Raw genomic sequence first — 20,908 nt, 5'->3', positions numbered from 1 at the left:
TTTTGGGAGCCGGGGTTTTTTCGTTCACGTCCGCTGTGCCCGACGCCGCATATGTATAGGGATGACTTTTCTTGCAAGTTCTTTTTCCTCCAATTCATTGAGCCGCTCGTTCAATCCGGCGATGATGCGGATGAGTTGTCCGACTTGGAGTTCCATTCGGATGAGTTGTTGTTTGTGCTGTTCCATGTTGTCCCCTCCTTTATGATTGGATTGTGCGGCGGGAGCGGTCCCCGCCGCGTTTTATTGGCCTAGATCATCCGGTCTATGCAGCAAGCATTGCCTATAGGCAGACGGCAATGCTCCCCTGTGGATATGGGAGGATCCCCACCCTTCCATTTCCTGATTTCCTTTTACTTCTTTTTCTCTCGTAGATATTTTTACTCCACTATTCTGTTTTGCGTACCTGTGTCTTTCGGCGGTCCTCCTTTATCCGTGTTTTCCCTGCCTCCTATGTATCATCCTTGCGTTCAATAGATAGGCAGTCCCTCTTTTTCATCCTGCGGCAGATGGAAATTCGAGCTGACCCTCTCCTGTTCGGTCTTCCTTTCATCGCCGCCGCTCTGTTGCACATGGACTTCAGGCTCTCCGTACAAATTGTCGTTCTCTCTCCGTTTCGTCGACAGGAAGCGGATTTCCTCGCCGATCACTTCCGTGACGAAGACGCGGCTTTTGTCTTCCCGTTCATACGTCCGCGATTGGATCCGCCCTCCGACACCTATCAAAGACCCTTTTCCGCAATGCTTCGCTGTGTTTTCCGCAACTTTCCCCCAAGCTGTGCAAAGTATGAAGTCGGCATCCACTTCGCCCTGCTGGTTCTTGAATTTGCGGTTCACGGCAAGGATGAAGCTCGTTTGCAGTCTTCCTTCCGATAGCCTTCTTAAGATCGGATCCTTCGTCACGCGCCCTACGAGTGCAACTTGGTTCACTGTTTCCCCTCCTTTCTACCTGTGGTGCCTTTATCTTATAACGATTGGAATATTGGCGCAAATCAAGAAAATTAGGTTTTGATAGTGTTTTGACGCCTATTTTTCGGGTTTAAAATGAAGAAAATGTATGTTATCAACGTTTGTAAGTTTTCATTTTTTCGAGATAATTTAATCTTGGCTGTTTCTGAAGTTTTTTTCCGGCGTATGGTATACTTGATGCAAAAGTGAGCGGGGTGGCGCGAATGAAGACATTTAAAATGATTTCTGTCGGTATTTTAGTAGACGATAAAATTCAGGATTTTCCGCTGGTCGATGGTATTATTATCAATCAGGAGAATAGCCACCGGATGTGGATTCTCGAACTTTTCATTGATAAGGAGCACCTGCAGCTGTTTGAAGGTTGGAAGGAATCGGGCGAACTATTGGAAGCGCGCGTCGTCATTTCCTATCCGGAAAACGAGCCAGCAGGATTCCGCGTGGCGGTCGACACAGTGCAGCAAATCGGCGATAATATTTCCGTCTTGCTGAAAGGCCGGTTGAAGCGCGCCCGCACCCAGTACGCGGAGCATTTATTGGAGGAATTGATCACCGAAGGACTGAGCGGCGAGGAGCTGCTGAGACGCTTCGAGTCAGATATGCGTGAACGTCCACGGTTGAAAAAGGATAGAGAAGAAGCGAAAGAAACATGAGGAAAGCTGCCTGGAATGGGCAGTTTTTTTGTTTATGCGTAATTGCGGGGATTTATGCGTGAATATATGGATTTATGAGGTTTTACGGCAGTTTATGCGTGAATTGCACGATTTGTGCGCGAGTATGACGATTTATGCGTTTTTCAGAATTGTGTCGGTGCCAATTGTGTCGGTGCCTGTGCAGCACACATTTATGACAATTCACCTAAATGAATAGAAATACGATATTAAGTCAACCTTTTACCTGTATTGCTGACTTCCTGTTTCACCATTATACAACTGTAGTGAATAAACTGAATTGTGTACTGCACAGGCACCGTGGAACACCGTGGAACACCGTGGAACACCGTGAAACATTATTCGAAAAACAAGAAAAACCGCCGGGGGGTGGCGGTTTTTCTTTCGGCTTGCGGTTAGCGGTTGTTGTTATTGTTCTTGCGGTTGTTGTCATCGGTTAGGATGTCATCATTCGGTGCCGTTGTGTTGTCACCGTTCATGTCTCCGTTGTTACGGTCTCCATCATTGATGATTCCGTTGTTTACACCGTCTCCATCGAGTCCGTTATCGATGCCATCCATGTCCGGTCCTGCGCCGTTGTTGACTCGTGGAGTCGTGTCATTTAGCCCATTGTCCAGGTTTTCCATCGGCGTTTCGTTGTTGCCCGGAACGTTGTTGCCGTTGCCGTTGTTGCCGGCGTCGCCACATGCTGTCAAGACAAGTCCGGAAACGAGTACGAACGGTATCGCTTTTTTGAACATGAAAATTCCCTCCTTTCCACAAGCCTATATCATACAAATCGTATGATACTCGTAGGTTGGCTAAAAAGGAGGGAACTATCCATACTTTTTATTGTTCTTTTTCGAGGCGATCTTTAAGTATCGTTTCGACAAAAACGGCTTCAGCTTTACAGTCATATGTCAAATGCGTGTCCAGTTTTTCTTGCATCATCTGGATGTTGGCGATTTGTTCTTCGGATGGCGGATCGGTTAGGATGCGCTGGATGACTTCATTGATTCGCTGGGCGAGGTCTTCGTGGAATTTCGGATCTCTTTTCATGTCGTCCGGAATTCTCTCGTACCAAAGCGCTCTCGTCGTTATGTATTCGCGCCATAAATCGATGAAGTCTTCGATGTCGTACAGTTCTTCGTCCCATGCGATGTTCGTCATGTATTGTTCAAACGTTTGGGTGATAGAGCGCGTAATGCTGCTCTTTATATTTGGAGAAAGATCATTGTACATAATTGGTTGGTACCTCCCACTCTAAACGTGCGTGTGTCGTCGCTAGCAAATAAACACACTGCACTTTCCATTGTAGCTGACATTTTGCACGTGCGCAAATTAATTTGAAGGTTTTGCCACTGGACCTAGTGCGAAAGTAATTTCCGTTTCGCAAGCAATTTCACCGTCAACGGACGCAACCGCTTTCCCTTTTCCGATGGTGCCTCTCATTCTTGTAATTTCCACTTCAAGCTTCAATTGGTCTCCTGGAACGACTTGGCGTTTGAACCGACAGTTGTCGATGCCTGCAAAGAATGCGAGGCGTCCGCGGTTTTCCTCTTTTTGAAGGATGGCGACCGCGCCGACTTGAGCAAGCGCTTCGACGATCAAGACGCCCGGCATGACCGGATAACCCGGAAAATGTCCGTTGAAAAAGTCTTCGTTGACCGTGACATTTTTTAGGCCGACGACCCGTTTCCCTTCTTCGATTTCTGTAATCCGATCGACTAACAGGAAGGGATAGCGATGGGGAATGATTTCTTGAATTTGTTCTGCGTTTAGCATGTCCTTTATCCTCCCGTAACTTTATGTATTGATTAAATGAAAAAGAGCCGTTACGACTCCTTCCCATTTATGATATCGAGTATATGGGTCCATGTTTCTTTTTTCAGCGCATCGGATGGCTGGCCGTCGCCGACGTAACCGTAACCAATCATGGCTCCGAGAATTGCTGCGCCCGTGAGCAACAGAAGGACGAGCACGATCCGCAACCAGATCGGCAGCAAGCGGATTTGGACCCAAATGCGCCGCTTGTCGCTCGTTTCCTCTTTGACGGACTTCTGCTTCTTCAATTGGTTGCGTTCCAAGCGAGACGCGACGATTTGCCGCTCGGTGACGTCATTTTGTTTCATATGGTCCCATTGAGGATGTTTCTGTTTTTCATCTATCATATCGGATTCTCCCTAGCGCGGCTTATCGAATGTTATTGATCAAACCTAACATTTGATCGGCGAGCGTGACCGTCCGCGCGTTGAATTGGTAAGAACGCTGGACATTGATCAGGTCTGTCATTTCTTTTTCGTAATTGACGTTGGAAGCTTCGAGCTTCAGGTTTTCCATGCCGATGCGGTTGCGGTTGGCCCCGTTCATTTCCGTCAGGATGTCCCCGGCAGCGACGCCGAGTTCCGCCACGTTATCCGGAAGCGCCAATAGCGTATCGGAAAGGCGGCTCATCAAGTTCGGGCGTTCCAAAGTCGTGACACCCATCTCGATCCGCTGAACATTTCCGTCGTTGTGCGTCACTTCAAGCACACCGCCTGGAAGCATGTTGTAATTTTTGACGTTATCCGCGAAAGTGATCGGCTGCCCTGCGCTATTCGCGACTGGATAGCCGTCTCCATTGACGAGCATCAAGTTGCCGCCGTCAACAGGCGAAACGTAAAAATTCCCAGCGCGCGTGTAAACCGTTTGCTCCCCGTCTTCTCCGGGCATGATAATGTTGAAGTACTGCTTCGGTTCGGTCAATGCGAAGTCGAGTTCGCGGCCGGTCATCTGTAAAGAACCGACCTTCCAATTCATTTTCGCCGGACCGAGTGCTGCACCTACGCCATACCGGATCCCGGCCGGTGACAGTCGCTGCGCCGTGTCGGCTTTATCGTTATTGAATTGCTGGTATAGCAGTTCATGAAAATTGGCTTCACTCGATTTATACCCGTTTGTCGCCGAATTTGCAAGGTTATTCCCGATAATATCGAACTGGCTTTGCAGTTGGTTCATCGTGTTAACCGCTGTCGTCATTGATCGTATCATTCGTTTCGGCTCCTTTCAAAACGCGTCATCCGTTGACACGCCCAATTTCGTTCACAGCTTTTTCCATGCTCCGGTCATACGCTTGAAGGATTTTTTGATTCGTTTCGAATGCGCGGTACGCGGCAAGCATGTCCGTCATCGATTTTGCAGCGTCAACGTTGGAGCCTTCCAAATAGCCTTGTTGGAATGAATACCCCACTCCTGCAATATTTTGTGCTTCAGGCAAGTTGCCTGCCGTGCTTGCAAATAGGCCGTTCCCTTGCTTTTGGAGGGTGCCGGGCTGTTCCGCGAATGAAACACCGAGAGTTGCGACAGCCGCTCCCTCTTGCATAATGTCGCCAGCATCTGAAATGCTGAAATCGTCATTTTGCAATTGGATGCGCTGACCGTTCGTATCGAGTACGTAGTACCCCATCGGATTCGTCAAGTAGCCTGCCGCGTCGAGTGTGAAATTCCCGTTTTTCGTGTAGAGCTCATTTCCATTCCCGTTTTCAAGGCGGAAAAAGACGGCTCCCTGTTCACCGGTTTCCGGGTCGATCGGCAAGCTTCCGTCCAATAACGCAACGTCCGTCGTCATGCCGGTTTCACGGATAGACCCTTGCGTGAATAGCGGCATCGTCTCTTGCATGTAGACACCCGTCGATAGGGCTCCGACCGGCGACAAACCGTTCAGTTGAATGCCTTTTTCTGTCGGGATGCGCTTTGCATTGAGGCTCGACATGAACATTTCCGGAAATGAACGGATGCTCGACTGTTCAGCTTTGAAGCCCGGTGTATTGGCGTTGGCGATATTGTTCGCAAGCATTTCCGTCCTGCGCTGCTGCGCAATCATGCCGGAGCCGACTGTGTAAAATCCACGGAACATGATGCCCGCCCCCTTTCGATTATTCGTCCTTCTATTATCTTCGGTTGAATCCGTCATTTATTAATCAAACAGACGTAAGATTTTTCGAGTTTATTTGCTAATGTTCTCGAGGAGGATTCCCGTCCCGATCGCCACACAGCTGAGAGGGTTGTCCGAAATGAATACCGGAACTTTCAATTCCTCGGCGAGCAGCTGGTCGATTCCGTGCAATAAAGCACCCCCGCCTGTAAGGAAGACGCCTCTGTCGATAATGTCCGCGGATAGTTCGGGCGGCGTTTTTTCCAAAACGTTTTTCGCAGATTGGACGATCATAGCGACCGACTCGCTCAGCGCTTCCCGCACTTCTTCAGAGCTGATCGTAATGGTGCGCGGAAGTCCTGTGACCATATCGCGGCCACGGATGTCCATCTCTTCCTTACGGCTGCCCGGAAAGACGGTGGCGATTTCTTTCTTGATCGTTTCCGCCGTCCGCTCCCCGATGAGCAATTTATATTTTTTCTTGATTGATTGAATAATGTCATTGTCAAACAGGTCGCCAGCGGCTTTGATCGATTCGGATGTGACGATATCCCCCATCGACAGCACTGCGACGTCCGTCGTGCCGCCGCCGATATCGATGACCATATTCCCGCTCGGTTGGAAGATGTCCATGCCGGCACCGATCGCTGCGACTTTTGGCTCTTCTTCGAGATATACTTTTTTGCCGCCGGATTTCTCCGCCGCATCCTGGATCGCTTTCTGTTCGACGTTCGTAATGTTCGTCGGACAGCAAACGAGGATCCGCGGCTTCGATAAGAAACCTTTGACATTCAATTTATTAATAAAATGACGCAGCATCATTTCCGTCACGTCGAAATCGGCGATGACGCCATCTTTCATCGGACGGATAGCAATAATGTTGCCTGGCGTCCTTCCTACCATTTTACTCGCTTCTTCGCCAACCGCCAATACTTTGTTTGTATGTTTGTCGATTGCGACAACTGCAGGCTCGTCTAGAACGATGCCTTTCCCTTTTACGTGAATCAACACATTCGCAGTCCCAAGGTCGATTCCGATATCCTTTGCAAACATCAATCCCGTTTCCCCTTCCAACCATAGTTCGGTCGTCTATTCTCCTAACTATAGATTGTACCATAATGGCTCTTTAATGAACACAAAGTTTGACAGGATTTCCGTATATTTTTATGCAGTTATTTAGGTCTTGGGGAATAGTGTCGTATGGGGGTTTTTTACAGGTTGTTTTGGGGAGTTCGTAATATGACAACTGTTTTCCTATAGTCCTTTTTCAATCCCTACTAAAAGGCATAGGTAGATTCATTAAACATTTCCACAGTGATTTGTCGTCTTTTCACATTGTCCAGCTGGTTTTTTCCCATGCGAAAAGACAGGGTGTCCGCCTTCCTACAAGGATGGTCGATGGTCCCCGTCTATTTCCGTCAAGTGTTGCGGGCTTTCTTATTTTCGTTCATCCATTTCATCCGTGTTGCTTCACCGCCTCTTAAATGTCTGACAGACTTATGATAGGCAAGTATTTTGGCGACTTCTTCAGACAATTCCACATCCACATTCGGCAGCCGCTCCGTCAAATCCTTATGGACCGTGCTTTTGGAATAGCCCGTCGTTTTCGCCAGCGCCCGTACGGTAAGTCCAGTGTCCAGCAACATTTTGCCGAGGCGCACGCATCGCCTCCGAATTTGCTCGTGCACGCCCTCTTCCTTTCCTGTCAGCTCCATTTCTTCCTTTATCCTATGCGGCGTAGGCGACAGTTATGTCAAAGCGCGATGGCGGTGGCTTGGTTATTCTTTTGCGGGGTTTGATCGGATGATTTTTGGGCTTGGTGGGCGATGGTTTGGACGCGGGACTCGATATTTTGGACGCGCAGCACGATGCTTTGGACGCGGCACTCACTTCTTTGGACGCGCAGCACGACGCTTTGGACGCCTGGCACACCTCTTTGGACGCGGCACTCGCCTCTTTGGACGCGCAGCACGACGCTTTGGACGCGACACTCGCCTCTTTGGACGCGCAGCACGACGCTTTGGACGCGGCACTCGCCTCTTTGGACGCGCAGCACGGCGCTTTGGACGCGGCACTCGCCTCTTTGGACGCGCAGCACGATGCTTTGGACGCGACACTCGCCTCTTTGGACGCGCAGCACGACGCTTTGGACGCGGCACTCGCCTCTTTGGACGCGCAGCACGATACTTCGGACGCGGGACAATCTCTATTGGACGAACATCACCATTCGCGCCAAATGCCTTTGACAAATAATAGATCTGCTTCAATTGCATAAATAGTATAGATAGAGATTCCATTAGACAAGGAAAAATTTATTTGTTAATCGCGAAATAGCGTGACAAATCAAATAGAAATTTCCGCATTCATACTTCACATAAAAAAGCCGCTCTCCCAATGGAGAGCGGCTTGGCTGGTTAGAATCCTAGGAATGTGCGCGGGTTGACTGGGTTGCCATCTTTGTGCACTTGGAAATGCAAGTGTGTGCCGGCTTTGGCATTCCATTCGTTGCTTGTGGCGGTGCCGAGTGATTGGCCTTGGATGACTTCGTCGCCTTCTTTGACGAGGATTCCAGTCAATGAACCGTAGATTGTCGTCATTCCGTTCGTGTGTTCAAGTGTGACTTCGGCGCCTTTGAATTGATCAATAATGACTTCTTTCACTGTTCCGCTAAGTGCTGCGACGACTTCAAATGGTTGGCCATCCATCGAGATCGAAACGCCTTTATTTGTAAGATATGTTTGATTGAAGACGAGTAGTGCACTTTCGCGCGTTTCTTCATCGGCTTCTGCATCATAGTACTCTTGTATAATAGCCACGTTGTCGAGTTGGTCCTCGTTGAACGGGTATTTGAGTACTTCGGTTGCAGCGTTTGTTTCCACTAGCGGCGGAGCGTTCGGATCTGTTGCGTCCGCTGTTTCGTTCGGCCCTTTTTGGATGAAGGCATTGTAGCCCCAAATCATGCCGACGAAGACGATTGCAATACCTGCGTAGATGGCCGGCCAGAACCATCTACTCTTCTGACTCTTATTCTTCTGAGAAGGGGATTTCGGTTTTTCTTCTCGCATTATCATCACCTCACTTGCTATTGTTTGCAAGTGTTGGCGATTTTAAACATTCAGATTCGTCTACTTCAAACTTTTTTATTGTGGTGCCGGAATAATAGTAGGTCAGTATGTTTTCAGCTGTCCATCCTTTCTGGGCAAAGGCTTCGGCGCCGTATTGACTCATGCCGACCCCGTGCCCGTATCCCTTCGTTTTGATGAGGACGATCTCGTTCGTGACGTCGTAGGCGATGTCGAAGTCTGTGGAGGCGAGCCCGAGCGCTTCACGCATGTCCCTTCCGCTCATTTCGAAGCCTGAGGAGACCGCTTTTTGTACGCGCCCTGTCTGATTGCGGACGAGCTGGAGGCTTTTGAATCGATCGGCTTTCCAGACGGATCCGAGCGCTTCATTCCACTTTGCAATCGGCATTTCGATGTGCCGCTCCACTTCCGCAGCGACGACTTCCTCCCCCGGGCTTTCTACGCTCTGCAAGTAGGGAATCGGGCTGCCGCTATAGTTTTGCGCGGTTTCAGTCTTCCCATTCGACGTTGAAAAAAACATTGCGGTAATCATTTCATCACCATACACAATCGTGTCCCCGGCGGTCGTCGCGACTATTTCACGCAGCTTCTTTTCATTTTGCTTGAACTTCTTCCCCCAGCGTTCCTTCCGTTCTGCTGCGGTTTTGTACACTTGTGCGGAGACGGTCGCTTCGATCGGCTTCTTGCCGCCATCTGTCGTCCGCAGTACGTATGTCCGAGCCGCAATCGCTTGTGCCCTCAAGGCTTCGTCGTGGAAGTCGATCGGCATTTCACCGGCGACGACACCCAAGACATACTCCTCAAGCGGCAAAGGCTTGTCCACCCCTTCCACAGTGATAGTGATTGCGCAAGGATCTTCCATTGCCACGTTCTTCTCGGGTTCGACTGTCGTTTTCATGAGGATGGGAATGAAAAATAGTAGTACGATGAATAAAACGGCTAGTAGTTTGTCCATATTCGATTGTATGTTGAACCCCCCGGTTTCATTCAAAAAAAACTGCCCCCCGTCGAGTTGACGAGGAGCAGTTATGGAAGCTTCGGATACAGTGTATAAAGAGTACTGTTTAGACGAGTTGCTTCTCTGTTTCTGTTTTCGTTTCTTCCATTGAGACGCGTTCGATGTCTGCGCCGAGCGCTTTCAATTTCTTATGGAAATCGACATAGCCGCGGTCCAAATGGTCGAGTTCCGTAACGCGTGTTACGCCTTCTGCAACGAGGCCTGCCAAGATGAGGGCAGCTGCTGCGCGCAAGTCTGTCGCCGCAACTTCGGCACCTTGCAGATTGGATGGTCCTGAGATGATGACCGAGCGTCCTTCGATTTTAACACTTGCGTTCATACGGCGGAATTCTTCAACGTGCATGAATCGGTTTTCGAATACCGTCTCTGTGAGCACTCCAGTTCCGGATGCCGTCAGCATAAGTGCCATCATTTGTGACTGCATGTCTGTCGGGAATCCTGGGTGCGGCATCGTCTTCAGATCGACCGCTTTCAAAGGATGCTTCGCTCGGATGCGTAAGCCTTCGTCCAATTCCGTAATGACAACGCCCATTTCGCCAAGCTTGGAAATTAACGCAGCGTTATGCTCGGGAACCGCATTTTCAATCGTAATGTCGCCGCCCGTAATCGCTGCGGCTACCATGAATGTACCTGTTTCAATACGGTCTGGGATGATATGGTGAATCGTTCCGTGAAGCTTATCCACGCCTTCGATTCGGATTGCATCCGTACCGGCACCGATCACTCTTCCGCCCATTTCATTGATGAAGTTCGCTAAATCGACAATTTCCGGCTCTTTCGCCGCATTTTCGATAATAGTCGTCCCTTTCGCCAAAGCTGCCGCAGTCATGATGTTTTCCGTAGCGCCGACGCTCGGGAAGTCCAAATAGATTTTGGCTCCTGTAAGGCCGTTCTCCGCTTTCGCTTCGACATGTCCATGTCCGAATGTAATTTCCGCGCCCATCGCTTCGAATCCTTTCAGATGCTGGTCAATCGGACGAGAACCGATCGCACATCCTCCAGGTAAAGCTACGCGTGCAAAACCGTTGCGCGCGAGCAATGGTCCCATAACTAAGATTGACGCACGCATTTTACGTACATAATCAAAATGTGCTTCACTTGCAAGTTTTTCTGTTGAATCAATGATCACTTGGCCTCTAGCTGGATCGTATTCGACCTTCGCATCCAGGCTCTTTACTACTTCGTTGATCGTGGAGACGTCCGAAAGATTCGGCACATCACGAATGATATTGGGACCGTCAGACGCAAGTAATGCAGCAGCCAAAATTGGCAAGACCGCATTTTTAGCGCCTTCTACACGGACGTTACCGTGAAGAACGCGTCCACCATTAATAATTATTTTATCCACAAAAAGTCCCTCCGACTCAAAAATTTATACTGGTTGCCATAATATCTTCTGTTGATTTTTTTCGTCATAAATTAAACATAAAAACACATACTATTCTACAACGCTCTACATTATTAAACAAGTAACTACAGAGCTATTTTCCCGTCTATCCACAAGATAGTCTATAATATGTACCCATATGTCGATTTGTGTGCTTTCCTTAATAGGCATTTGTCAGTTGTACTTATGTACTTCCCGAGAGTTATCTGAAAGTAAACATTTTTTATTTCATGCCATCGCCCCGTACACATCCGTAATGTAGACGCGGCGATGACATGGATCAGTGGCATATGAGCAGTTTTGACTGAGACGATAGCCTAATGACTATCTACCCGATTTCCCCTTCACCAAACCCAATTAATTGAATAATGTAGGGATCCTTCCTGACCAATAGGATATGTCCAAAAAGAAATTTGATACGGCAGAACCTATTGCAAAACTCAATAAAATAAACAGCAATTGCGCTTGAAAAACGTGGTGCTTTTTAATGATTTTTTCCGGCATGATTGATTGCAATGCATAAAATGACAGGCCGATGAAAAAAATATGCGAGACGATGGCCAGCATCGGGTTATGTGCAAAAACATCATTCATAGTCCTGCCTCCTTTTTTGAAGCGTAATGGGGAGATCTCGTTCCTGCGCTTAGAGTTCTCGTTTACCGATGAAAAGTTCTCGTTCACGCACCTGGAGTTCTCGTTTACCCATCCAAAGTTCTCATTCATGCGCTTGGAGTTCTCGTTTAACCATGAAAAGTTCTCGTTCATGCGCTTGGAGTTCTCATTCACACATTAAAGTTCTCGTTCACGTGCTTGGAGTTCTCATTCACACATTGAAAGTTCTCGTTCATGCGCTGTAGCAAGATTTCGTTTATCCCGAAAAACCCTCCATTAGCTAAGATTCCCAGAAAGAAAATGCGGGCAGAAGAAAGACTCCCTCTGCCCGCCAACTAGTCACATCTATTATTTCTGTTCGTAAACGTTGATTCGGTTGATGGCCCGTCTGAGGTCGAGTTCCGCCAACTGCGCTTCAAGTTTGTCTGCTTTGGCTTGTAGTTTTTCTTCCGCACGTTTCGCTGCGCGTTGGGCGCGGGAGATGTCGATGTCGGAAGCCAATTCAGCTTGTTGTGCTAAAACGGTAACAACATCCGGACGAACTTCGATGAACCCGCCATGGACGGCGACATTAACAGTCGAGTTGTCTTTTTTCAGGCGAAGGGCACCGATCTGGAGTGGTGCAACCATTGCGATATGGCCGGGAAGAATCCCGATTTCACCAGTTTCCGTGGCGGCGATCACCATATCCGCTTCAGTTTCACTAACAGGTCCGTCGGGAGTGACGATATTGACTTTGATTGTCTTCATTTGTTTCCCTCCTGATCCTGTAGATTAGACTTCTACACCCATGCCTTTTGCTTTTTCGATGACTTCTTCGATGCGTCCGACGAGGCGGAATGCATCTTCCGGAAGGTGGTCATAGCGGCCTTCCAAGATTTCCTTGAAGCCTTGAACAGTTTCAGCAACCGGCACGTAAGAACCTTTTTGGCCTGTGAACTGCTCGGCAACGTGGAAGTTTTGCGATAGGAAGAACTGGATGCGGCGTGCGCGTCCTACGACAAGTTTGTCGTCTTCGCTAAGCTCGTCCATACCGAGGATCGCGATGATATCTTGTAGTTCACGGTATCGTTGAAGCGTCGATTGTACTTGACGTGCCACTTCGTAATGCTCTTCGCCGACGATTTCAGGGCTTAGTGCGCGTGAAGTGGAAGCAAGCGGGTCAACCGCCGGGTAGATACCCATTTCTGATAGTTTACGCTCAAGGTTCGTCGTAGCGTCCAAGTGAGCGAATGTCGTAGCTGGAGCCGGGTCCGTGTAGTCATCCGCCGGTACGTAGATCGCTTGGATCGATGTAACGGAACCTACGTTAGTTGAAGTGATACGCTCTTGAAGCTGACCCATCTCAGTTGCAAGCGTCGGTTGGTAACCAACGGCAGATGGCATACGGCCAAGAAGTGCGGATACTTCAGAACCTGCCTGAGTGAAGCGGAAAATGTTGTCAATGAACAATAGAACGTCTGCGCCTTGTTCGTCACGGAAATATTCAGCCATTGTCAAACCAGTCAAAGCAACACGCATACGTGCGCCAGGCGGCTCGTTCATTTGTCCGAATACCATCGCCGTTTTGTTGATAACGCCGGAATCGGTCATTTCATAGAACAAGTCGTTTCCTTCACGTGTACGCTCACCAACACCTGCGAATACGGAAATACCACCGTGTTCTTGTGCGATGTTGTTGATCAATTCCTGGATAAGAACAGTCTTTCCTACACCCGCACCACCGAAGAGGCCGATTTTACCACCTTTAATGTATGGTGCAAGCAAGTCGACAACTTTAATACCTGTTTCAAGGATTTCAACTTTCGTTGAAAGGTTTTCGAATGTTGGAGCTTGACGGTGGATCGGGTCGCGGCGTTCTGATGCCGGAACTTCCTCCCCAAGGTCAATGATCTCTCCGAGTACGTTGAATACGCGTCCAAGTGTTACGTCGCCGACTGGAACCGAAATTGCTGCGCCAGTGTCTGTAACGACAGCCCCACGCTGAAGGCCATCCGTGGATGACATTGCAATCGTACGCACCGAGTCGTCCCCAAGGTGGAGTGCGACTTCAAGTGTCAACGTTTCTGGTTCAGCGTTAGGACGTTGGATTTGGACCTTCAATGCGTTATAGATTTCTGGAAGCTGACCGTTTTCGAATTTAACGTCAACGACCGGACCCATAACTTGAAGAATTTGTCCGTTACTCATGCTTTTCCCTCCTGTCTTACTTTTCCCGTTCAAAATGCTTTATTCGAGAGCGGCAACTCCGCCGACGATTTCAGTGATTTCTTGCGTAATTGCTGCTTGACGTGCACGGTTGAATTGAAGACTCAATGAATCGATCAATTCGCCTGCATTATCTGTAGCAGTCTTCATCGCTGTCATACTGGAAGCATGTTCGCTCGCTTTTCCATCAAGCACTGCCCCGTAGATGAGGCTTTCCGCGTATTGCGGGAGAAGCGTTTCAAGAATCGCTTCCGCGGAAGGCTCAAATTCATACGAAGTCAATGCTGACGCTGATGAAAGGTCCGTGAGCGGAAGCAATTTCTTTTCCGTCACTTCACTGGAGATGGCGGAGATGTAGTGACTGTAGTACAAGTACACTTCATCGAATTCGCCTTCTGTGAACATGCCAACAGCTCGATTCGCGATTGATTTTATTTCATCGAATGAAGGGTGGTCCGATACGCCGACGAGGCTTTCAACGACTTCATATCCGAGACGCCGGAAAAATTCAAGCCCTTTCCGTCCGATTGCGACGATTTTCACGTCGTCCTTCGATGCGTGACGTTGCTCGATCGCACGTTTCGCTGCACGGAAGATGTTGGCGTTGTACCCTCCAACGAGGCCGCGGTCAGAAGACACGATAATATAACCTGTCTTCTTCACTGGGCGGTTGACGAGCATCGGATGTCCGGAGTCGCTCGTCGCGCTTGCGATGGCGCCGACGACTTCCTCGATCTTATTCATGTAAGGGACGAACGCTTTCGCATTCATCTCCGCACGGTTCAATTTGGAAGCCGACACCATTTGCATCGCTTTCGTAATCTGACTCGTCTTCTTTGTCGATTTAATACGGTTTTCTATATCGCGTAATGATACCACTGGCAATTCACCACCTTATTGTATAGTTAGATCAAAATCCTAGATACGTTACGAATTAAGATTCGGACGGTACGAAGTTCTTCTTGAATGCGTTGATCGCATCTTTCATCACTTCATCAGACGGAAGGTCTTTTGTCGTACGGATATGATCATACACTTCAGTGTGGTTAGATTCGAGCCAGCTCGTCAATTCGCTTTCGAAGCGAAGGACGTCATGCACGGCTACGTCATCTAGAAGTCCGCGTGTCAACGCATAAAGGATGACAACTTGGTATTCCACTTTCAGCGGCTTGTTTAAGTCTTGTTTCAATACTTCAACTGTGCGCGCTCCGCGGTCAAGTTTCGCTTTTGTCGCTGCGTCAAGGTCGGAACCGAATGCTGCGAACGCTTCAAGCTCACGGTATGCTGCAAGGTCAAGACGGAGTGTACCCGCAACCTTTTTCATCGCTTTGATTTGCGCGGAACCACCTACACGGGATACGGAAAGACCGGCGTTGATCGCTGGACGTACACCCGAGAAGAAGAGATCCGACTGCAAGAAGATTTGTCCATCGGTGATGGAAATAACGTTCGTTGGAATGTAAGCGGAGATGTCCCCAGCTTGTGTTTCAACGAATGGAAGAGCAGTAATGGAACCTGCGCCCAATGTATCGTTCAACTTCGCTGCACGCTCGAGTAGACGGGAGTGCAAGTAGAATACGTCACCAGGGTAAGCTTCACGGCCTGGAGGACGGCGAAGTAGCAAGGAAAGTTCACGGTAAGCAGCCGCTTGTTTTGAAAGGTCATCATAGACGACAAGGACGTGCTTGCCTTGGAACATGAACTCTTCCGCCATCGTTACACCTGTATATGGTGCTAGGAATAGCAATGGAGCCGGTTGTGAAGCGGATGCTGTTACAACGATCGTGTAATCAAGCGCACCGTTTTTACGGAGTGTTTCAACAACCCCACGAACTGTGGATTCCTTTTGTCCGATAGCGACATAGATACAAATCATATCTTGGTCAGCTTGGTTAAGAATTGTATCGATTGCGACAGTCGTTTTACCTGTTTGACGGTCACCGATGATCAATTCACGCTGTCCACGGCCGATCGGTACGAGTGCATCGATCGCCTTGATGCCTGTTTGCAATGGCTCATGAACGGATTTACGTGCCATGACGCCTTGAGCTGGACTTTCGATCGGACGAGTTTTCGTCGTTGCGATCGGGCCCAATCCATCTACCGGCAAGCCGAGTGGATTCACGACGCGTCCAATCAGTTCTTCACCGACAGGTACTTCCATAATACGGCCAGTACGACGTACTTCATCGCCTTCTTTAATGTCTGTGTATGGTCCTAGGATAACGATACCAACGTTGTTCGCTTCCAAGTTTTGCGCCATACCCATGACACCTGTAGAGAACTCAAGAAGCTCTCCGGCCATGACGTTGTCGAGGCCATGAGCAAGAGCGATACCGTCACCGATTTTGATAACCGTACCGACTTCGCTTACTTCCATCTCAGACTGATAGTTTTCAATCTGCTGCTTTATCAGCGTGCTGATTTCTTCAGCTTTGATGCTCATGTATGTCACCCCTCAATTTCAAATTAGGATCCGATCAATTTACGTTGCAGTTTTTCGAGCTTCGCGCTCAAGCTGCTGTCGTAAATCTGATTGCCGATTTGGAGACGGACGCCCCCGATCAAGCTTGGATCGATGATATTTTCAATGCGTAAAGATTGTTTACCAACTTTGTGGGCGAAAGTTGACGAAATGGCATTCGTCTCTTGCTCCGTCAATGGACGTGTCGAGTACACTTTCGCTTCTGCGATTCCCGCAGCGTCATCGGCAAGTCCGAGGAATTCTTCGAAAACATTTTGGGCTTCATCCATGCGCTTCGCATCAAGCAATACGTGCAATGCATTCAATACGAGCGGATTTGCGCCTGCGAAAATGTTCGTGATCATTTCCTTCTTCTTCGCCAATGATAACTTCGGAGAACTTAATAGTTCACCAAGGTCTTTATTGTCACGGAACACCTTTGTCAATTCTTTTATTTCTTCTTGAATTTGACCGATTTGCCCATGTTGTTGAGATAGTTCGAAAAGTGCTGTTGCATAGCGTTTTGCTACGACCGAATTGCTCATCGGCTTTCGCCTGCCTTCACAATCGTTTCTTCAATCAAAGCACGGTTGTCTTCCTCAGAGATTTCTTTACCAAGAACTTTGGATGCCGCCAAGATTGAAAGTGAAACGAATTCTTCGCGGACAGCTGCAACTGCTTTTTCCTTCTCTGTCGCGATTTCGAGTGTTGCGGATTCTTTCATCCGGTTCACTTCAGCACGTGCTGCCGCCATCAGCTCTTCACGTTGTGTTTCACCTTGCTTACGAGCATTTTCAACAATCGATTGTGCGTTGTCACGCGCTTCCTTTAAAAGGGCACGTTGTTCTTCCAAAAGCTTTTGAGATTCCAAGCGGCTTTTTTCAGCTGCTTCGATTTCATTTGCGATCAATTGTGCACGTTGATCCATCACGCCCATAAGTGGGCCCCATGCGAACTTCTTGAGTAGAACCATGAGGATCGTGAAGAATAGTACTGTGACGATGATATCGCCTAGATTCAATCTGCCATTCAATGCTGACAAAAATCCTCCGCCGTTAGCCGACAATAGGATGAAGGTATTTCCAAACACGATTGTTTCACTCCCTTCAAGAGCTCATGTCAATTTTCGATAGTGTATAAAAAGAACGTTATTCTTAATTTTCAACTTCAACTTACTATTTCAAACGTCAGTTGTTACATAAATGAATGGCGAAGGGCAGTTACGCCGCAGTCTTCGCCATTTGTAAGATTGTCTTTCGATTATTGGTTCATTACGATGAACGCGATAACTGTCGCGATGATCGGAAGGGCCTCAACTAACGCTACCCCGATGAACATTGTTGTTTGAAGCATACCGCGCGCTTCTGGTTGACGAGCGATACCTTCTACTGTTTTAGAAACGATCAAACCGTTACCGATACCTGCACCAAGTGCACCAAGACCAACTGCAAGAGCTGCTGCTAATAGACCAACTGAACCTACCATAGTGTAATATCCTCCTAAAATTTCATGTTTTTTATTATTGTTTACTAACCCTGAACAGGGGCAATATATGTTTAATGGTCTGTTGAGACTTTATGCGCCATGTAGACCATCGTTAACATAACGAAGATGAAAGCCTGGATCGCTCCGATGAAGACTGAGAAACCTAACCAAGCGAGTGACGGGATGACTGCTCCAATTAGACCAAATGCACTGCCAGCCCCGAGAGTTGCAAGTAGACCGATGAGGATCTCCCCTGCGAAAATATTACCGTAAAGACGTAGACCGAGTGTCAATGTGTTTGCAAATTCTTCGATGACTTTAAGTGGTGCCAAAAATGGCATCGGTTGAAGATACGTTTTGAAGTATCCTTTCGTCCCCAATTGTTTAACGCCATAGTAATGGGTTAAGACAACGACCATCGAAGCGAGCGTCATCGTAATGACAGGGTCCGCTGTCGGCGATTTCCACCAAAGTTTATCATCCCAAATGATTGCAAACGGCAATCCGAGCATATTTGCAACGAAAACGAACATGATCAAGGTGATTCCGAGTACGTGGAAACGGCCACCTGTTTTCCAGTCCATATTGTTCTTAATGATCCCTTTGACGAAATCCATGACCCATTCCATGAAGTTCTGCATGCCGGTCGGTTTGATTTGCAAATTGCGCGTCGAGAGGACGGCAATGATGAAGACGACTAGACATGTGACAAAGAGCATGAGGATGTTAGCTGGGTTAAAGCTTAAGAATCCGATAGTAATCTCCGGATTTTCATGGTTCACGTTTCGTTCACCTCCCTTATGCGTGTCAGTTAAAATGCTTGACGTGGACTACGATTCTGTCAACAAGCAACAGAACGTATGGAATCATCAGTCCGATCACTGTACCGATCAGATCAAATTTTTCCGGCATCGACAACGCAATGGCTGCCGCAGCCACACCGGATCCGAATCGCAATGCGGTTCCTCCGATTGATTTTGTTGCTTTCCCTTCCGAAATGTTCTGATCAAATCTTTCCATTCTACGGACAAGAATATAGAAATTATACAGTCCGAACAATGAGCCTAAGATTAATCCGCCAAAAACCGGTTTGAATGCACTAAAAGCCCATCCGATGACAAACAATGCGAGCAAAAAAAAGAGTGCTTTCTTCTGCCTATTAAAAATGTGTCGCAATGTATGCATGATGGGTGATTCTCCTGATTCGTATTTTCCGGGACTGGCGATTTCGAAAAGCGGGTAGCGTACAAGGTACGACACAAAACGACACGAGTCGTCCCCAATTAGGGCTTGTACTGATAGAGACTCCGAAAAAGGTCGGAACCTATGTTTGTAGTGAATCGCCGTAAGCAGCTGACCACCAGGAGGCGTTGCCATCGAGCACGCTCAAGGGGTCCTTCGTGGAACGACGTCCATTGAAGGATGATAGAATCGCCTTGAAGCTTATCCCCGAGGCGCTTTTCTATGTATGGATCCCTATCATTCTTACCCTTTGTTAGCATACAATAGGGGCATTTTGATGTCAATTAATTCCCGTGAAATTATTCACAAACTGTTCATATTGTCAAACAATCGACATATTTGTTAATGTAGGAATTTTTTGTCGTAGTGGATAAGGGATTTCTTCTATTTAAAAAGGCAGTTGCTTCGTTCCAGCAGTTTGCTTTCCTAATGGAGCCTACGTACTGGAACGCCTAGCAACTGCAGATACGCATAAAATGTTTTAGATACGCATAATTGGCACTAAACGCGCATAAATTGAGCCAGTTGCGCATAATTCGCTATAATTCCGCATAACCGGGTCGAAATACGCATAAAGTCATTTATTCGCGCATAAATGCTTTTATGCGCCTTTGAATGGATTTATGCGTGATTTGCGGCGGTTATGCGTTTCTGCTAGCGTTTATGCGTCTTTCTTGCAATTTATGCGTTTTTCTACGGGTTTATGCTTCTTTCGCGGGATTTATGCGTTTTTACGCATAAATTAGAACCCGTTTCTGATTAATTTAATGAAGAAAGGTATTCCTTCAACGCGCTGACGATCCGTTCGGACGCGTGGCCGTCTCCGTACGGGTTGGATGCTTTCGCCATTGCGCTGTATTCCGCTTCGTCGGATAGAAGTGTGTCCGTCAAGTTGAAGATCGTGTCTTCGTCGGTTCCGGCAAGTTTCAATGTGCCGGCCTCGATGCCTTCCGGACGCTCCGTCGTATCGCGGAGGACGATGACCGGTTTGCCGAGTGACGGCGCCTCTTCCTGGATGCCGCCCGAATCGGTCAAAATGATATGCGAACGTGCGGCGAAGTTGTGGAAATCGACGACTTCGAGCGGTTCGATCAGATGAACGCGTTTGTTCGAGCCGAGGATTTCGTCCGCCACTTCACGCACCGCCGGATTCATATGGACCGGATAGATGACTTGTGTGTCCGGATGCTTTTCAAGGATCCGGTTGATGGCGCGGAACATGTTGCGCATCGGTTCGCCCAAGTTTTCGCGGCGGTGCGCGGTAAGAAGGATGAGACGATCTTCGCCGATTTCGTCGAGAATCGGATGATTATAGTCGTCTCGCACCGTCGTCTGCAGCGCGTCAATTGCGGTGTTCCCCGTAATGTAAATGCGGTCTTCTTGCTTTCCTTCATTTAATAGGTTCTGCGCAGACTTTTCGGTCGGCGAGAAATGAAGGTCGGCAAGGACACCCGTCAGCTGGCGGTTCATTTCCTCCGGGTATGGGGAGAATTTATCCCATGTGCGGAGTCCCGCCTCGACGTGGCCGACTGCAATTTTATTGTAAAATGCGGCGAGGCTGCCGATGAATGTCGTAGATGTATCGCCATGGACGAGCACGATATCAGGCTGCGCCTCTTTCATAATTTGATCGAGCCCTTCCAATCCGCGTGTCGCGACATCGATGAGCGTCTGCCGATCTTTCATGATGTTCAGATCATAAGTTGGTGTGATGTTGAATGCATGCAAAACTTGGTCGAGCATTTGACGATGCTGCGCAGTCACCGTGACGATCGATTCGATCTCTTCGGGATGCTTTTGCAGTTCGAGTACAAGCGGAGCCATTTTAATAGCTTCCGGGCGCGTACCGAATATCGTCATCACTTTCCATTTCCGTTTCAATCC

At 48.2% G+C, this 20,908-nt stretch carries 26 protein-coding genes; 2 read left to right on the top strand and 24 right to left on the bottom strand.

Annotated elements, in window-relative coordinates; all coding sequences use genetic code 11:
* Positions 1-24: 24 nt before the first annotated feature.
* Together NIT04_RS02135 and NIT04_RS02130 are read right to left on the bottom strand one after the other, a co-directional pair.
* On the bottom strand, positions 25-186 hold the full coding sequence (locus NIT04_RS02135; RefSeq protein WP_252501961.1) for a hypothetical protein: 162 nt from the start codon (positions 184-186) through the stop codon (positions 25-27).
* A gap of 281 nt (positions 187-467) precedes the next feature.
* Positions 468-926: a single-stranded DNA-binding protein gene (locus NIT04_RS02130; protein WP_252501960.1), complete on the bottom strand. Its 459-nt coding sequence runs from the start codon at positions 924-926 to the stop codon at positions 468-470.
* A gap of 242 nt (positions 927-1,168) precedes the next feature.
* On the opposite strand from NIT04_RS02130, the gene NIT04_RS02125 reads away from it, so the two are divergent.
* Positions 1,169-1,615, top strand: coding sequence for a YwpF-like family protein (locus NIT04_RS02125; protein ID WP_252501959.1), 447 nt, complete (start codon positions 1,169-1,171; stop codon positions 1,613-1,615).
* Between the two features lie 413 nt (positions 1,616-2,028).
* On the opposite strand, the gene NIT04_RS02120 is transcribed toward NIT04_RS02125, so the two are convergent.
* The 8 genes from NIT04_RS02120 to NIT04_RS02085 all read right to left on the bottom strand — a co-directional run bounded on the left by NIT04_RS02120 (position 2,029) and on the right by NIT04_RS02085 (position 7,213).
* Positions 2,029-2,373: a hypothetical protein gene (locus NIT04_RS02120; protein WP_252501958.1), complete on the bottom strand. Its 345-nt coding sequence runs from the start codon at positions 2,371-2,373 to the stop codon at positions 2,029-2,031.
* A gap of 88 nt (positions 2,374-2,461) precedes the next feature.
* Positions 2,462-2,854, bottom strand: coding sequence for a hypothetical protein (locus NIT04_RS02115; RefSeq protein ID WP_252501957.1), 393 nt, complete (start codon positions 2,852-2,854; stop codon positions 2,462-2,464).
* 99 nt (positions 2,855-2,953) lie between these two features.
* Complete coding sequence (gene fabZ / locus NIT04_RS02110; RefSeq protein ID WP_252501956.1) at positions 2,954-3,397, bottom strand: 3-hydroxyacyl-ACP dehydratase FabZ; 444 nt, start codon at positions 3,395-3,397, stop codon at positions 2,954-2,956.
* A gap of 50 nt (positions 3,398-3,447) precedes the next feature.
* Positions 3,448-3,783, bottom strand: coding sequence for a DNA-directed RNA polymerase subunit beta (locus tag NIT04_RS02105; RefSeq protein WP_371922487.1), 336 nt, complete (start codon positions 3,781-3,783; stop codon positions 3,448-3,450).
* Positions 3,784-3,805: 22 nt separating this feature from the next.
* A complete protein-coding gene (locus NIT04_RS02100) occupies positions 3,806-4,642 on the bottom strand; it encodes a flagellar hook-basal body protein (RefSeq protein ID WP_252501955.1) in 837 nt (278 codons plus the stop codon).
* A gap of 25 nt (positions 4,643-4,667) precedes the next feature.
* Positions 4,668-5,507: a flagellar hook-basal body protein gene (locus tag NIT04_RS02095; RefSeq protein ID WP_252501954.1), complete on the bottom strand. Its 840-nt coding sequence runs from the start codon at positions 5,505-5,507 to the stop codon at positions 4,668-4,670.
* Between the two features lie 90 nt (positions 5,508-5,597).
* Positions 5,598-6,578 (bottom strand): rod shape-determining protein, encoded by a 981-nt coding sequence (locus tag NIT04_RS02090; protein WP_252503165.1) that lies wholly within the window; start codon positions 6,576-6,578, stop codon positions 5,598-5,600.
* Positions 6,579-6,943: 365 nt separating this feature from the next.
* On the bottom strand, positions 6,944-7,213 hold the full coding sequence (locus NIT04_RS02085; protein WP_239430942.1) for a sporulation transcriptional regulator SpoIIID: 270 nt from the start codon (positions 7,211-7,213) through the stop codon (positions 6,944-6,946).
* A gap of 143 nt (positions 7,214-7,356) precedes the next feature.
* Between NIT04_RS02085 and NIT04_RS02080 the strand changes: the two genes are divergently transcribed.
* Positions 7,357-7,800 carry a hypothetical protein gene (locus tag NIT04_RS02080; protein ID WP_252501953.1) on the top strand — a complete coding sequence of 148 codons (444 nt, stop codon included), beginning with the start codon at positions 7,357-7,359 and terminating at the stop codon, positions 7,798-7,800.
* A gap of 139 nt (positions 7,801-7,939) precedes the next feature.
* Here the strand turns inward: NIT04_RS02080 and NIT04_RS02075 are convergent, their stop codons facing one another.
* The 14 genes from NIT04_RS02075 to wecB all read right to left on the bottom strand — a co-directional run bounded on the left by NIT04_RS02075 (position 7,940) and on the right by wecB (position 20,884).
* Complete coding sequence (locus NIT04_RS02075) at positions 7,940-8,590, bottom strand: M23 family metallopeptidase (RefSeq protein ID WP_252501952.1); 651 nt, start codon at positions 8,588-8,590, stop codon at positions 7,940-7,942.
* Positions 8,591-8,600: 10 nt separating this feature from the next.
* On the bottom strand, positions 8,601-9,599 hold the full coding sequence (spoIID, locus tag NIT04_RS02070; RefSeq protein WP_252501951.1) for a stage II sporulation protein D: 999 nt from the start codon (positions 9,597-9,599) through the stop codon (positions 8,601-8,603).
* Positions 9,600-9,672: 73 nt separating this feature from the next.
* Positions 9,673-10,974, bottom strand: coding sequence for a UDP-N-acetylglucosamine 1-carboxyvinyltransferase (murA, locus tag NIT04_RS02065; protein ID WP_252501950.1), 1,302 nt, complete (start codon positions 10,972-10,974; stop codon positions 9,673-9,675).
* Between the two features lie 396 nt (positions 10,975-11,370).
* Complete coding sequence (locus tag NIT04_RS02060) at positions 11,371-11,607, bottom strand: DUF1146 family protein (protein ID WP_252501949.1); 237 nt, start codon at positions 11,605-11,607, stop codon at positions 11,371-11,373.
* 366 nt (positions 11,608-11,973) lie between these two features.
* Entirely contained in the window at positions 11,974-12,375 is a 402-nt protein-coding gene (locus NIT04_RS02055) for a F0F1 ATP synthase subunit epsilon (RefSeq protein ID WP_252501948.1), read from the bottom strand.
* A gap of 24 nt (positions 12,376-12,399) precedes the next feature.
* The gene (gene atpD / locus NIT04_RS02050) at positions 12,400-13,815 is read right to left on the bottom strand and encodes a F0F1 ATP synthase subunit beta (RefSeq protein WP_252501947.1); all 1,416 of its coding nucleotides are present in this window, start codon (positions 13,813-13,815) and stop codon (positions 12,400-12,402) included.
* A 39-nt stretch (positions 13,816-13,854) separates the two neighbouring features.
* On the bottom strand, positions 13,855-14,712 hold the full coding sequence (gene atpG, locus NIT04_RS02045; RefSeq protein WP_252501946.1) for an ATP synthase F1 subunit gamma: 858 nt from the start codon (positions 14,710-14,712) through the stop codon (positions 13,855-13,857).
* 55 nt (positions 14,713-14,767) lie between these two features.
* Positions 14,768-16,279: a F0F1 ATP synthase subunit alpha gene (gene atpA, locus NIT04_RS02040; RefSeq protein WP_252501945.1), complete on the bottom strand. Its 1,512-nt coding sequence runs from the start codon at positions 16,277-16,279 to the stop codon at positions 14,768-14,770.
* A 23-nt stretch (positions 16,280-16,302) separates the two neighbouring features.
* Positions 16,303-16,842, bottom strand: a complete 540-nt coding sequence (locus NIT04_RS02035) for a F0F1 ATP synthase subunit delta (RefSeq protein ID WP_252501944.1) — start codon at positions 16,840-16,842, stop codon at positions 16,303-16,305.
* A complete protein-coding gene (atpF, locus tag NIT04_RS02030; protein ID WP_252503164.1) occupies positions 16,839-17,363 on the bottom strand; it encodes a F0F1 ATP synthase subunit B in 525 nt (174 codons plus the stop codon). The genes NIT04_RS02035 and atpF overlap by 4 nt, the downstream gene beginning before the upstream one ends.
* A gap of 194 nt (positions 17,364-17,557) precedes the next feature.
* A complete protein-coding gene (gene atpE, locus NIT04_RS02025; RefSeq protein WP_252501943.1) occupies positions 17,558-17,782 on the bottom strand; it encodes a F0F1 ATP synthase subunit C in 225 nt (74 codons plus the stop codon).
* A gap of 71 nt (positions 17,783-17,853) precedes the next feature.
* Complete coding sequence (gene atpB, locus NIT04_RS02020) at positions 17,854-18,564, bottom strand: F0F1 ATP synthase subunit A (protein WP_252501942.1); 711 nt, start codon at positions 18,562-18,564, stop codon at positions 17,854-17,856.
* A gap of 25 nt (positions 18,565-18,589) precedes the next feature.
* Positions 18,590-18,967 (bottom strand): ATP synthase subunit I, encoded by a 378-nt coding sequence (locus NIT04_RS02015; RefSeq protein ID WP_252501941.1) that lies wholly within the window; start codon positions 18,965-18,967, stop codon positions 18,590-18,592.
* A gap of 816 nt (positions 18,968-19,783) precedes the next feature.
* A complete protein-coding gene (gene wecB, locus NIT04_RS02010; protein WP_371922515.1) occupies positions 19,784-20,884 on the bottom strand; it encodes a non-hydrolyzing UDP-N-acetylglucosamine 2-epimerase in 1,101 nt (366 codons plus the stop codon).
* Positions 20,885-20,908 lie beyond the last annotated feature (24 nt).

This window comes from Sporosarcina sp. Marseille-Q4943 (assembly GCF_943736995.1).
Taxonomy (GTDB): domain Bacteria; phylum Bacillota; class Bacilli; order Bacillales_A; family Planococcaceae; genus Sporosarcina.
This window is presented reverse-complemented; position numbering and strand designations above follow the sequence as displayed.